The organism is Micromonospora sp. DH14 (assembly GCF_029809455.1).
Classification (GTDB): Bacteria; Actinomycetota; Actinomycetes; order Mycobacteriales; family Micromonosporaceae; genus Micromonospora; species Micromonospora parva.
The window spans coordinates 22920-34966 of sequence record NZ_JARVKT010000045.1 but is presented as its reverse complement, the minus strand read 5'-3'; the positions used below and the strand labels follow the sequence as shown (position 1 = coordinate 34966).

12 protein-coding genes are annotated in these 12047 nt (G+C 72.0%); 2 read left to right on the top strand and 10 right to left on the bottom strand.

The window, feature by feature from the left end; translation table 11 throughout:
* Window positions 1-8 precede the first annotated feature (8 nt).
* Genes QCZ28_RS32190 through QCZ28_RS32180 form a run of 3 tightly spaced genes read right to left on the bottom strand, consistent with a single transcriptional unit; the run spans window position 9 to window position 1991 of the window.
* Window positions 9-626 (bottom strand): DUF3618 domain-containing protein, encoded by a 618-nt coding sequence (locus QCZ28_RS32190; protein WP_279520109.1) that lies wholly within the window; start codon window positions 624-626, stop codon window positions 9-11.
* The gene (locus QCZ28_RS32185) at window positions 623-1090 is read right to left on the bottom strand and encodes a phage holin family protein (RefSeq protein WP_030336550.1); all 468 of its coding nucleotides are present in this window, start codon (window positions 1088-1090) and stop codon (window positions 623-625) included. Before QCZ28_RS32185 ends, QCZ28_RS32190 begins: the two co-directional genes overlap by 4 nt.
* A gap of 31 nt (window positions 1091-1121) precedes the next feature.
* Window positions 1122-1991: a hypothetical protein gene (locus QCZ28_RS32180; protein WP_279520108.1), complete on the bottom strand. Its 870-nt coding sequence runs from the start codon at window positions 1989-1991 to the stop codon at window positions 1122-1124.
* A 230-nt stretch (window positions 1992-2221) separates the two neighbouring features.
* Here QCZ28_RS32180 and QCZ28_RS32175 point away from each other — a divergent pair, with 230 nt between their 5' ends.
* Complete coding sequence (locus tag QCZ28_RS32175; RefSeq protein ID WP_279520107.1) at window positions 2222-2713, top strand: DUF4383 domain-containing protein; 492 nt, start codon at window positions 2222-2224, stop codon at window positions 2711-2713.
* A gap of 64 nt (window positions 2714-2777) precedes the next feature.
* On the top strand, window positions 2778-3176 hold the full coding sequence (locus QCZ28_RS32170; protein ID WP_279520106.1) for a DUF6766 family protein: 399 nt from the start codon (window positions 2778-2780) through the stop codon (window positions 3174-3176).
* A 15-nt stretch (window positions 3177-3191) separates the two neighbouring features.
* Here the strand turns inward: QCZ28_RS32170 and QCZ28_RS32165 are convergent, their stop codons facing one another.
* The 7 genes from QCZ28_RS32165 to mycP form a co-directional block, all read right to left on the bottom strand.
* The gene (locus QCZ28_RS32165) at window positions 3192-3641 is read right to left on the bottom strand and encodes a GNAT family N-acetyltransferase (protein ID WP_279520104.1); all 450 of its coding nucleotides are present in this window, start codon (window positions 3639-3641) and stop codon (window positions 3192-3194) included.
* 70 nt (window positions 3642-3711) lie between these two features.
* Window positions 3712-5175 (bottom strand): GTPase ObgE, encoded by a 1464-nt coding sequence (gene obgE, locus QCZ28_RS32160; protein ID WP_279520103.1) that lies wholly within the window; start codon window positions 5173-5175, stop codon window positions 3712-3714.
* A 96-nt stretch (window positions 5176-5271) separates the two neighbouring features.
* Window positions 5272-5526: a 50S ribosomal protein L27 gene (rpmA, locus tag QCZ28_RS32155; protein ID WP_007464062.1), complete on the bottom strand. Its 255-nt coding sequence runs from the start codon at window positions 5524-5526 to the stop codon at window positions 5272-5274.
* Window positions 5527-5537: 11 nt separating this feature from the next.
* Window positions 5538-5852: a 50S ribosomal protein L21 gene (rplU, locus tag QCZ28_RS32150; protein ID WP_007464063.1), complete on the bottom strand. Its 315-nt coding sequence runs from the start codon at window positions 5850-5852 to the stop codon at window positions 5538-5540.
* Window positions 5853-6425: 573 nt separating this feature from the next.
* Window positions 6426-9545 (bottom strand): Rne/Rng family ribonuclease, encoded by a 3120-nt coding sequence (locus QCZ28_RS32145; protein WP_279520099.1) that lies wholly within the window; start codon window positions 9543-9545, stop codon window positions 6426-6428.
* Window positions 9546-9676: 131 nt separating this feature from the next.
* Window positions 9677-10489, bottom strand: coding sequence for a TIGR03936 family radical SAM-associated protein (locus tag QCZ28_RS32140; RefSeq protein ID WP_279520098.1), 813 nt, complete (start codon window positions 10487-10489; stop codon window positions 9677-9679).
* Window positions 10490-10643: 154 nt separating this feature from the next.
* Window positions 10644-12047 carry a type VII secretion-associated serine protease mycosin gene (gene mycP, locus QCZ28_RS32135; protein WP_279520097.1) on the bottom strand — a complete coding sequence of 468 codons (1404 nt, stop codon included), beginning with the start codon at window positions 12045-12047 and terminating at the stop codon, window positions 10644-10646.

Below are 12047 nucleotides of genomic sequence, written 5' to 3'. Positions count from 1 at the left end.
GGGTTGGGTCAGGGGGTGGCGTGGTCCTTGACGGTGTGGGCGGCGGACTTCGTGTCGTCCTTGACCGCGTGCACGGCATCCTGGGCGGTGGACTTCACCGACTCGGCGGCCTGCTGGGCCGGCTCACGCAGCTCGCTGGCCACCTCGCCCAGCTTCTCCTTCACCGCCCCGCTGTGCTCGCTGACCTTGGCCTTCACCTGGGCGGCGGCCTCCTGCTCACGGCGGGAGGCGGGGATCAGCGAGGAAGCCAGCCAGCCCACCCCGAACGCGATCAGGCCGGCGGCAAGCGGGTTGCCCTGGGACTTCTGCCGGATCACCCGCGGCGCGCTGTGCGCGGCGTCGCTGACGGTGGCCGCCGCCGAGTGCGCGGCGTCGCTGACGCTGGAGGCCGCCGCCGAGGCGTGGCCACCCACCGAGTGGGCGGCCTGGCCGGTGCCGTGGCCGAGGTCAGACGCGGTTCCCATGACCTTGTCCCTCACATTCTGCAGAGCGGAGCGGGCCCGCTGCTTACGGTCGTCGACGATGCGGCTGGGGCTGACCTTGTACGCCAGCGCGTCCACATCGGAGCTGAGGCTGTTGCGGGTGGCTTCGATCTCCCGGCGGATCTGATCGGGATCGGTGCTCATCGGGTGACTCCCTCCGGGTGTGGCTTGAGCGCGTCGGGGATCCGCTGCACGCTGTCGTTGGTCTGCTTGAGCCCACGTACGTGCTGGGCGTTCTTCTTGGCCGCCGAGTAGAGGACGGCGGCGACCACGGCCCAGATCACGGCCACGATCAGCGCGGCCAGGCCGGAGTCCATGACGTTGTCCAGGAACTGCCACACGGCGATGGACACGAAGAGCGCCACCATGTAGCCGCCGAAGCCGGCGCCGCCGAAGAGCCCGGCGGCCTTGCCGGCCTTCTTGCCCTCCTGGCGGATCTCGGCCTTGGCCAGCTCGACCTCCTGACGCATCAGCGTCGACAGGTCGGTGGTGACCTGACGCATCAGGTCGCCGAGCGAGCTGTTCTTCACCTCCGCGTCGGTGTGCGGGGCACCCGCGGTGGGGTGGTAACCGGAGTCCAGGCCGGACCCCTGCGTCGGCATGCTCATGCCGTCGTCTCCCTTCGGATGACTCGGCGGCTCACGGGCGCGGGTTGCCGCTGGACGGCACGCCCGGCAGCGGGTCGGTCTGGGTCACCGGCGGCAGCGGCTGACCGGTGCCGGAGTGCTCCGGGTGCTCGCCCCGGCCGGGCTCGGCGTAACCACGGGACGCCGGGTCGGCGTAGCCACCGGACGCCGGGTCGGCGTAGCCGGCAGCCGTCTGGTCGGTGTAGCCACCGGACGTCGGCGGGGTGTGCGTGCCGGGGGTCGGGTCGAGGTAGCCACCGGCCGGAACGGCGTCCGGCACCGCGCGAGGCGCCGGCGGCGGCGTCGGGATGACCGCGGTCTGCTCCGGGTCGTACGCGCCCGCACCCCGGTAGCCGGCGGAACCGTTGCCGGAGTCGTCACCGGCTGCCGAGATGCCACGGGTCAACCGGCCCGCCAGCACGCCGAGGACCGCCGCGCCGACCAGGAAGGTGCCCGGGTTGCGTCGCGCGTAGTCGCGGACCTCGGTGATCAGGTCACCGGGCTGGCGCTCCTCGAGCCAGCCGGCCACACCGTGCACCCGGTCGGCGGCCTGGCGGGCCAGCTCGGTCACCGGACCGGCCTGACCACCCTGCTCGGCCATCGAGCGCATCTCGTCGGCCAGCGAACGCAGCCCACCGGCCGCCTTGCGCTGCTGCTCACCGGTCTGGCTGGCGAGCTGGCTGCGGGCCTCGCCGTACAGGTTGCGGGCCTGCCGGGCCGCCTCACGGCCGACCTCGGTGCCCTGCTCCCTGGCGGTCTGGGCGACCGCCCCGCCGGCCTGCGCGGCCTCCGACCCGACCTGGCGCGCCTGGTCGCGGACGCCGCCGCCGTTGGTCGAGGGCTGCCCGTACGTGGAGGAGGTCGGTGAAAGATCGTAAGTCATGATGTCCCTTCCGCTCAGCAAGTCGTCGCGGTATGTGCTGGGGGGATGCGGCGCGATGCTGCCGCCGCTGACCATTGACCTACCCTGCGTTTCGGCTTCCATACCTCTTCGTGCATTTCTCTGCGCGGCCCACCGGATGAACTTCAAAATGGAGGATCGTCGGGCTGCGTCATGTCGCCGCTGCGGACAGTGAGGTTCGCGAGGCCGACAGATCCACGGAGGGGGCAGCGATGGCACGAGGCGCACGAGGCGGTCGGGCGGCCGGTCCCCGACCCCGGGTCCAGCTGGCCGCGCTGGTCGTGGCCGGGGTGTTCCTGCTGATCGGTGTCCTCGGCTTCATCCCCGGCATCACCACCGACTACGGCGAGCTGAGGTTCGCCGGGCACCACTCGGGCGCCCACCTGCTCGGGCTGTTCCAGGTGTCGATCCTGCACAACGCGGTGCACCTGCTCTTCGGGCTGGCCGGCCTGGTGCTGGCCCGCAGCATCGCCGGTGCCCGCGTGTTCCTGGCCGCCGGCGGCGCGATCTACCTCGCCCTCTGGCTGTACGGCCTGGCCATCGAGGCGGTCAACCCGGAAGGCGGGGCGAACATCCTGCCGGTCAACGACGCCGACAACTGGCTGCACCTCGCGCTCGGCTTCGGGATGCTGGCGCTCGGGCTGCTGCTGTCGAACCAGGCGGGCACCGGTGGACGCCTGGACAGCCCCGCCGAACGGCGCTGACCTGGTGCTCTTTGTTTCGCCGTCGGGCCCACAGGGGTAATCGACCGGCGAAGGAGGTGCGACTATGCCTCGTTGGCTGCGTGACAACGCCCTGGCCGTCGCCATGCTGGGCGCGTTCCTGGTCTTCCTCGTGTTGCAGAGCGTGTTCGGCTGGCAGACCCACAACGAGGAGCTGACCGAGTTCGGGGCCGCACCGCTGAGCTGGCCGGCGTACCTGACCAGCGGGCACTTCGCCGAGGCCGTCTTCGAGAACTGGGAGTCGGAGTTCCTCCAGATGGGCGGCTACGTGCTGCTCACCGCGTACCTCCTCGGCACCAGCGACTTCTGGTTCCAGTCCATGCAGAACTGGCAGAGCGAGTTCCTCGCTGTCGGCGCGCTGATCCTGCTGAGCATCGTGCTGCGCCAGCACGCCTCGCCGGAGTCGAAGCCGGTGACCGTCGCCCACGCCAGCACCGGCGCCTGAGGGGCGACGCGGCAGTCAGGCCGCGACCGGCAACCGCTTGGCGAAACAGACGCTGTACGGGTTGCTCACGTACTCGCCGTAGACCGGGATCTGCTGGTAGCCACACGAGGTGTACAGCGCGATCGCCGCCGGCAGGTAGGTGCCCGTCTCCAGACAGACCACCGAGTGCCCCTGCCGGAACGCGCACTCCTCCAACGCGGCGAGCAACTGACGACCGATCCCCCGCCCCCGGTACGCGGGCCGGACGTACATCCGCTTGACCTCGCCGGTCTCGGCGTCGAGCGCCTGGAGCCCACCGCAGGCCACCGCCCGACCGTTCACCACCACCGCCAGGTAGCGGACGTCGTCGTGCGGCATGAAGACCTGCCCGTCCAACCCGCCATCGGCCTCGCGCAGCTCACGCTGCTGCGCGGTGACCATGGCGGCGATCTCGGGATCGATGGCAGGCCGGGACTCGATCAGCATCACCCCACGCTAGGACGCGCCGATTTCGCGAAGGTTTCCGGAAATCAACCCCATCACGGAGCGCAACGAACTACTCGGCGTCGTCGGAGTCGTCGAGGTCGTCGGACGCGTCCGCGCCCACCTCGTCCGCCGACCGCACCCGGCGGGCCTTGCGGGCCGCGAGCCGATCCGCGGCGGAGGCCCGGTTCGACTTCTCCTCCAGGCGGACGTCGGTGCCCCGGTTGCCGGGTACGAACTCCACGCCGGCGAAGAGCGTCGGCTGCCAGTCGAACTCGCGCACGCCGATCCGGACCAGATCACCGGGCTGCGCGCCGGCCTTGGCCAGCTTGTCCTCCACCCCGAGCCGGGCCAGCCGGTCAGCCAGGTAGCCGACCGCCTCGTCGTTGTCGAAGTTGGTCTGCTTGACCCAGCGTTCCGGGCGGACACCGCGCACGGTGTACGAGCCGTCCGCCTCGGCCGTGATGGTGAAACCGTCGTCGTCCACCGCGATCGGGCGGATCACGATCCGGGTCGGCTCGGCGGGCGGCGCGGCCTTGCGCTCCGCCTCGACCAGCTCGGCCATCGCGTAGGTCAGCTCCTTGAGCCCTTCCCGGGTGGCCGCGGAGACCTCGAACACCCGGTAACCGCGCTCCTCCAGGTCGGGGCGCACGATCTCGGCGAGGTCGCGGCCGTCCGGCACGTCGACCTTGTTGACGGCGACCAGCCGGGGGCGGTCGGCCAGGCCGCCGTACTGGCTCAGCTCGGCCTCGATGGCGTCGATGTCGGCCACCGGGTCACGGCCCGGCTCCAACGTCGCCGAGTCGATGACGTGCACCAGCACCGCGCAGCGCTCGATGTGCCGCAGGAACTCCAGGCCCAGGCCCTTGCCGGTGGCCGCGCCGGGGATCAGGCCCGGCACGTCCGCGACGGTGAAGGTGTGGTTGTCCATCCGGACCACACCGAGGTTGGGCACCAGGGTGGTGAACGGGTAGTCGGCGATCTTCGGCTTCGCGGCGGAGATCACCGAGATCAGCGACGACTTACCGGCGGACGGGAAGCCCACCAGGCCCACATCGGCGACGCTCTTCAGCTCCAGCACGATGTCGAGTTGGTCGCCGGGCTCCCCCAGCTCGGCGAAGCCGGGCGCCTTGCGCTTGGCGTTGGCAAGCGAGGCGTTGCCGCGCCCGCCGCGCCCGCCGCGCGCGACCTCGAAGGTGGTGCCGGCGCCGACCATGTCGGCCAGCACGGTGCCGTCGGTGGTCTGCACCACGGTGCCGTTGGGCACCTTGAGCACCAGGTTGTGGCCGTTGGCCCCGTCCCGGTTCGAGCCGGCACCGCCCTTGCCGTTGTCGGCCTTGACGTGCGGGTGGAAGTGGAAGTCGAGCAGCGTGGTCACCTGCGGGTCGACGACCAGGGACACACTGCCGCCGTGTCCGCCGTTGCCGCCGTCCGGCCCGCCGAAGGGCTTGAACTTCTCGCGGTGGATCGAGACACAACCGTGCCCGCCATCGCCGGCCTGCAGATGCAGAACGACCCGGTCAACGAACGTTGCCACGGCGTCAATCCTTCCAGCGAGGTCCACCCCCGCACTTCGCGAAAAAGGCTAAGCGGGCCGGGACCCGGAGGTCCGCGGCCCGCTTAAGCCCGAGAACTACTGCTGCGGAACGATGCTGACGGTCTTGCGACCGCGCTTGGTGCCGAACAGGACCGCACCGGCGGACAGCGCGAACAGCGTGTCGTCGCCGCCACGGCCGACCAGGTCACCGGGGTGGAACTTGGTGCCACGCTGCCGGATGATGATCTCACCGGCGCTGACAACCTGACCACCGAAGCGCTTCACGCCGAGTCGCTGGGCCGCGGAGTCACGACCGTTACGCGAGCTGGACGCACCCTTTTTGTGAGCCATTGGAGGACGACCTACTTCCCGCTGGAGATGCCGGTCACCTTGACCTGGGTCAACGGCTGGCGGTGACCCTGGCGCTTGTGGTAGCCGGTCTTGTTCTTGAACTTGTGGATCCGGATCTTCGGGCCCTTGGTGTGCGCGGCGATTTCGCCGGACACCGCGACCTCGGCAAGCTTCGCCGCGTCGGTCACCAGGTCGTCACCGTCGACGAGGAGCACCGCGGTGAGCTTCACCGCGTCACCGGGGGCACCGGTGAGCTTCTCGACCTCGATCACGTCGCCCTCGGCGACCTTGTACTGCTTGCCGCCGGTCTTGACGATCGCGTACATCGGAGGCGGACTCCCTGTCGTTGAGGCTGCTGGCGGTCGTCCCCGCAGCGGCTCGCCGGGTAGCAGTGCACGGCGGCGCGGGCACACGGGAACTCGGCACACCAAAGGTGGGCCGCAGGCAAGAGTACGCCATTGCCGGCCCGGACCCCAAACCGGCCCGCCCTGGTCAGCGCGCGCAGAGCCGGTCGAGGCGCTGCTGAAGCCGGCCGGGTTCGCCATCGTCGATCGACCCGACGTCGACCCCGCCCGTGCGAACCTCGGCCCACTGCGCTGAGCAGGGTCGTGAGCTGCGGATCGTCGGCCCGCCCCGCCTGCCCCCGCCGCACGCTCCGTCAGTCGACCAGCGCCACCCCGGCCCGCCGCCGGCCAGCCCTCGGTCGTACGGCCGTCCCCGCCGCCCACCGCCGCCAGCGGCGGGTCCCGCTCCGCCACGTACCCCCCGGACCGCAGCGGGACCGGCGGGCCGGTGCGGGCCGGGGTGGTGTGTCGCCAGGTGACCGGCAATGACGAGGTCCCTCCCCCGGCACTGGGCCGGGAGAGGGACCTCGTCAACGTACGTGGCCGGTCAGGTACTCAGGGGCGGGTCCGCCGACGGGCGCCGCCCCGACGCGACCGGCGACGGCCGCCACCGCCGTCGGTGCTCTCCTCGTCGCCCTCACCGTCAGCGAGCGCGTCCGGGTCGTCCGCCGCGGCCAGCCGAGCCGACTCACCCTGCTGAGCGTCGGAGATCGCCGGCGCGGCGGGGGTGTCCGACTCGTAGCGGGACAGGTCGTAGCCCATGGTGTCCTGATAGTCGGCGTCCGGTTCGGGGCTGGAATCGGTGTCGACGACCTCGACCACGGTCCGCTCGGCCGCCGCCGGGGCGTTCTTGCGGGCCCGCCGGCGCGACGACGTGGCACCCTGCTCGGCCGCCGGAGCGGGAGCCACCGACGCGGCGACCGCCTTGACCTTCTCCCCCGCACCGGCGGGGCGCGGCTTCTCCGGCACCGGCTCGGTATGGATGATGACGCCCCGGCCCTTGCAGCACTCGCAGGTCTCGCTGAACGCCTCCAGCAGGCCCGCGCCGATCCGCTTCCGGGTCATCTGCACCAGACCGAGCGAGGTGATCTCGGTGACCTGGTGCTTGGTGCGGTCCCGGCCCAGGCACTCGGTGAGCCGACGCAGCACCAGCTCACGGTTCGACTCCAGCACCATGTCGATGAAGTCGATCACCACGATGCCGCCGATGTCGCGCAGCCGGAGCTGACGGACGATCTCCTCCGCCGCCTCCAGGTTGTTCCGGGTGACGGTCTCCTCCAGGTTGCCCCCGGAGCCCGTGTACTTGCCGGTGTTGACGTCGACGACAGTCATCGCCTCGGTGCGGTCGATCACCAGCGAGCCACCGGAGGGCAGGAAGACCTTGCGGTCCAGGCCCTTGATGATCTGCTCGTCGATCCGGTACTCGGCGAAGACGTCACTCGTGCCGACGTGCCGGCGGACCCGGTCGACCAGGTCCGGGGAGACGTGCGACAGGTACGACTCGACCATGTCGTACGACTGCTCGCCCTCGATCACCAGCTCGCGGAAGTCCTCGTTGAACAGGTCCCGGACCACTCGGATGACCAGGTCGGGCTCCCCGTAGAGCAGCACCGGAGCACCACCCTCGGCGGCCTTGGCCTGAATGTCCTCCCACTGCGCCTGCAGCCGCTTGACGTCGCGGGCCAGCTCGTCCTCGGTGGCGCCCTCGGCAGCCGTCCGGACGATCACGCCCGCGCCGTCCGGGACGAGCTTCTTGAGCACGTCGCGCAGCCGCTTGCGCTCGTTGTCCGGCAGCTTGCGGCTGATCCCGGAGGCGTTGCCGTTGGGTACGTAGACCAGGTGCCGGCCCGAGAGCGCGATGTGGCTGGTCAGCCGTGCGCCCTTGTGCCCGATCGGGTCCTTGGTGACCTGGACCAGCACCGAGTCGCCGGAGCGCAGCGCCTGCTCGATCGAGCGGGCCCGCCCTTCCAGCCCGGAGGTGTCCCAGTTGACCTCGCCGGCGTACAGCACCGCGTTGCGGCCCCGGCCGACGTCGACGAACGCGGCCTCCATGCTCGGCAGCACGTTCTGCACCTTGCCGAGGTACACGTTGCCGGCCATCGTCGCGGAGGAGTTGCGGGTGACGTAGTGCTCGACCAGCACCCCATCCTCCAGGACGGCGATCTGGGTGCGGTCACCGCGCTGGCGGACCGCCATCACCCGGTCGACGGCCTCCCGGCGCGCCAGGAACTCCGACTCGCTGAGGATCGGCGGGCGGGTACGGCGCTGCTCCCGGCCGTCGCGGCGGCGCTGGCGCTTGGCCTCCAGCCGGGTCGAGCCGGACACACCCTGCACCTCGTCGACGGTGCGGCGCGGCTCGCGGATCTTCACCACGGTGGGCACGCCGTCGTCCGCGGCGCCCTCGGTGTCACCGGCGCCACGACGGCGGCGACGACGGCGACGACGGGTCAGGCCGTCCCCGCCCTCGGACTCCTCGTCCTCGTCACCCTCGGTCTCGGCCTCGGCGGTCTCTTCCTCGTCGGCCTGCGCCGCCTCCTCGGACTCCTCGTCCTCGGCGTCGTCGGCCCCGCCCTTGCCCCGGCCGCGACCCCGGCGACCACGCCGGCGGCGACGGCGCGCGGCGGCGCTGTCCTCGTCGTCCTCATCCGCCTCGGTGGCCTCGTCGGCCTCCTCGGTCGGCTCCTCTTCGGCCTCGATCGCCTCGACCGGCTCCACCGGCTCGACCTCGCGGCGGCCACGCCGACGGCGACGGGACGGCTCGGCGGCCTCCTCGACGGCCGGCTCCTCGGCCGCAGCGGCGGGCTCCACCGGTCGGGTCACCGGAACCGCGTCCGGCTGGGGTGCCATGAACAGCACTGTGGGCGCGGAGAGCGCAGCCCGCCGACGACGGGTACGCGGCTGCTCCGGCTCGATCTCGGCAGGCTCGTTCGGCTCGTCCGTCACACCGGACACGGCCACGCCCGGCGCCACGTCGCCGGAGCGCTCCTGCGGGCCACTGCTCCAGGCCAGCTCGGCGGCGGACGTGCTCGGGAGGGCCGGGGAGTCGGTCAACTCGGCCTCGGCCTCGCGCAGGTCGGACTCCGCCGGCTCCTCGGCGACGGCCGGCTCCTCGGCGACCGGCTCTTCGACGGCCGGCTCCTCGACGGCGGCGGCCGGCTGCTCGGTGGCGGGCGGCTCCTCGACGGCGGCGGGCGTGGCCTTCTTGCGCCGGGTACGGGTCACCTTGACCGGCGGAACCACCTCGGCCGAGGCGGCCTCCGCGGAGGCGGCGACCAGCGGCTCCTCAGCTGTCGTCTCGACGGGGGTGGCCTTGCGGCGACGCCGGGGGGTCTTCGGAGCGACGTCCTGGTCGCCGGAGACCGGCGCGAAGACCTCCGCCTGCGGTGCCTCGGCACTGCCGGCACCACCGGTGGACGCCTCGACCGGGGCGTCGGTCTGCTCCGGCTGGTTCAGCGGTGCGGCCCGGCGACGGGTCGCCCGGGTGCGCCGCGCCGGTGCGGCCGGCTCGGCGGCCTCGGGAGCGGTCTGGGCGCCGGCTGGTTCCACCGATGCCGAGCCGACCTCGGTCGTGGGGGGCGCGACAGCGGCGCCGTCGGCAGTGCTGCTCTGGTCGGCGGTCTCGCCGGCCGGCTGTGAACCGGTCCGTTCGCCGCCCTCGGGCTCGTTCTCGAGCATGGACGTTCTCCAGTTCTGGCTACCCCGGGCGCGGGTGAGCGCTGCCACGCAGGGTCGCCGCAAAAGTGTTTCCGCCGGGCGCGCGTGGTGCGCGACCGCCGAAGTCTGCCTGCCAGAGCACGGACCGTCGGTCAGTGCCCAACGATGGCTGCCCCGTCGCGGTCCGCATCCAACGGATCCACGATCGCACCCTGCGCGGTCAACGTGCCCTGAGCCAGCCGGGTCACCCTCGGCGAAACCGGCGGCTCCAGGTCGGCCACCACGCGGAGGCCGGAAAGGACGTCATCGGGCCGTACGGACGGGGTGACCTGCCGCACGACCAGTTCGAGTATCGCACACGGTACGGCCGGTGCCCCGGAAGGCGTCGGCGTAGGTAGTTGGACATCGATCGATATCACGGCGGCGCGGGCGTCGAAAGTACGTCGCCCCTGCTTGGTCATCCGCTCGACCAGCACCTCCTCGGCCGCGACGAAGGCGTCCACGGCGGCGCGCAGCACCGCCGGGTCGACCTCGGGCAACTCGATGTACCAGCGCGACGCCTCGATCCGCTCCGGCAGGTTGCCGCCCTCGGCGATCACAGCGTCCAGGACGTCCAGCCCCGGCGAGAGCGCGGCGTCCAACGCGGCGCGCAACGCCTCCGGGTCGACAGCGGCCTGCAGGGCGATCTCCAGGTACTCCGCCTCGCTGGCCACCCCGGTGGGCGCGGCGCTGGCGTAGGAGATCTTCGGGTGCGGGTGGAAACCCTGCGAGAAGGCGACCGGCACGGCGGCCCGGCGTAGCGCGCGCTCGAACGCCCGGGCGAAGTCCCGGTGCGAGGTGAATCGCAGCGGCCCGCGCTTGGCGTACCGGATGCGGACGCGCTGGACGACCGGTGCCTGGCCGCCCTCGGGTTGAGGCTTTCTGGCGATCGTGGGCTCCTCGGGTGTACCTGCGTGTCCGCCCATCCTGGCGCAGAGCCCGTCGCGGTACGCAGCCGGGGCAGCCGAATGGCGGCGCAGACGGGTGCGAACCGGTCGTCAGGGCCGCAACCCCGGCGGGAATGCCGATGGCCGGCCGGTGACCCGGAGGTCACCAGCCGGCCATCACGATCGGGAGCGGTTACCGCTCTTTCGGCGGGGCCGGCGGCGGCCCGCCCGGCGGGCCGTAACCGGACGGCGGGCCGTAACCGGGGGGAGGCGCGTAGCCGGAGGGCTGGCCGTAACCGGGTGGCGGCGGGTAGCCGGGAGGAGGTGCGTAGCCGGGCGGCGGGGCGTAGCCCGCGTCCGGCGACGGATGTGCGCCAGGGGTCACCCGGTCGAGCGCCTCGTCCGGGATGTCGGCGGCCCGGGCCGCCTCCCGCCGGTACCGCCGCCGGTTCCAGATGAGGAACACCGCCAGCCCCAGCAGCAACACCAGCACCACGGCGATGCCGATGCCCACCACCATCACCTGCTGGTCGGTCGGACCACCGCGATCACCGTGCTGGGTGACGTCGAACTCCTCGTCCGCACCCTCGGTGCGGGCCGGGCCCGGCTCGGCGGGTGCCGCAGCCCGCTCGAGCAGCGGGTTGGTGGTGACCGTTGGCACGTCGGCGGTCAGCGCCTTCATCGGGTCGATCACCCCGAAGCCGTACTGCGGGTCCCGTCCGGACGGGCCGGCGTCCCGCGCGGTCCGGATGATCCGATTGATCACGCTCGGAGCGTTGAGATCCGGGTACTTCGCCCGGATCAGCGCGGCCAGGCCGGAGACGATCGCGCTGGAATCGGAGGTCCCGTCGCCCCAGCCGTAGCCCGCCTCGTTGGTGATGTTGTAGACGTTGTCGCCCGGAGCGGCGACCACCGCCTCCGGCCCCTGGACCGAGCCGGACCAGAACTTGCCGCCCTTCGTCGTCCCGGTCACCGCGATCACACCCGGGGTGTTGGCGGGACTGCTCACTGTGGTTCTGCCGTTCTTGATGTTGCCGGCGGAGCCAACCACGACGACGTCGTTGTCCAGCGCGTACTTGATCGCGCTCACTTGCTCAGGGGTGGCCACGCCTGGGCCGCCAAAGGACATGTTGATCACCTTGGCGCCGCCGTCGACGGCCATCCGGATGCCGAGGGCCACCGCCGCCTCGCTGTTCTTCCCGGTGCCCTTGCGCAGCTTGATGGGCAGGACCTTCGCGCCGGGAGCGATGCCGTCCACACCGTCGGAGCCGCCCTTCGCCGCGATGATGCCGGCGATGTGCGTGCCGTGCCCGTCCTCGTCGGCCCGGCCGTCCCCGGCCGCGCCGTAGCTGCGACCACCCGCAAGCATCTGCCCACGCAGGTCGGGATGGCTGGCCTCGACGCCACTGTCGAGCACGGCCACGACCACGCCCCGCCCGGTCGAGACCTTGTGCACCTGGTCGATCCGCAGCTCGTCCAGATACCACTGCTCGGCCCGCCGGGGCGCGGCGGCCGCCGGTTGGGCGGCCCCCAGCACCAGGAACCCCGCCAGCAGACAGGCGACTACCGGCCGGAGGCTTCCGACGTTCACCCTCAT

Coding starts and splice junctions, on each gene's coding strand:
- QCZ28_RS32140 (WP_279520098.1), bottom strand. CDS start 10,489: ATGGGCGGACACGCAGGTACACCCGAGGAGCCCACGATCGCCAGAAAG.
- QCZ28_RS32145 (WP_279520099.1), bottom strand. CDS start 9,545: ATGCTCGAGAACGAGCCCGAGGGCGGCGAACGGACCGGTTCACAGCCG.
- QCZ28_RS32170 (WP_279520106.1), top strand. CDS start 2,778: ATGCCTCGTTGGCTGCGTGACAACGCCCTGGCCGTCGCCATGCTGGGC.
- QCZ28_RS32180 (WP_279520108.1), bottom strand. CDS start 1,991: ATGACTTACGATCTTTCACCGACCTCCTCCACGTACGGGCAGCCCTCG.
- QCZ28_RS32175 (WP_279520107.1), top strand. CDS start 2,222: ATGGCACGAGGCGCACGAGGCGGTCGGGCGGCCGGTCCCCGACCCCGG.
- mycP (WP_279520097.1), bottom strand. CDS start 12,047: ATGAGGGTGAACGTCGGAAGCCTCCGGCCGGTAGTCGCCTGTCTGCTG.
- QCZ28_RS32165 (WP_279520104.1), bottom strand. CDS start 3,641: ATGCTGATCGAGTCCCGGCCTGCCATCGATCCCGAGATCGCCGCCATG.
- QCZ28_RS32190 (WP_279520109.1), bottom strand. CDS start 626: ATGAGCACCGATCCCGATCAGATCCGCCGGGAGATCGAAGCCACCCGC.
- rplU (WP_007464063.1), bottom strand. CDS start 5,852: ATGTACGCGATCGTCAAGACCGGCGGCAAGCAGTACAAGGTCGCCGAG.
- QCZ28_RS32185 (WP_030336550.1), bottom strand. CDS start 1,090: ATGAGCATGCCGACGCAGGGGTCCGGCCTGGACTCCGGTTACCACCCC.
- rpmA (WP_007464062.1), bottom strand. CDS start 5,526: ATGGCTCACAAAAAGGGTGCGTCCAGCTCGCGTAACGGTCGTGACTCC.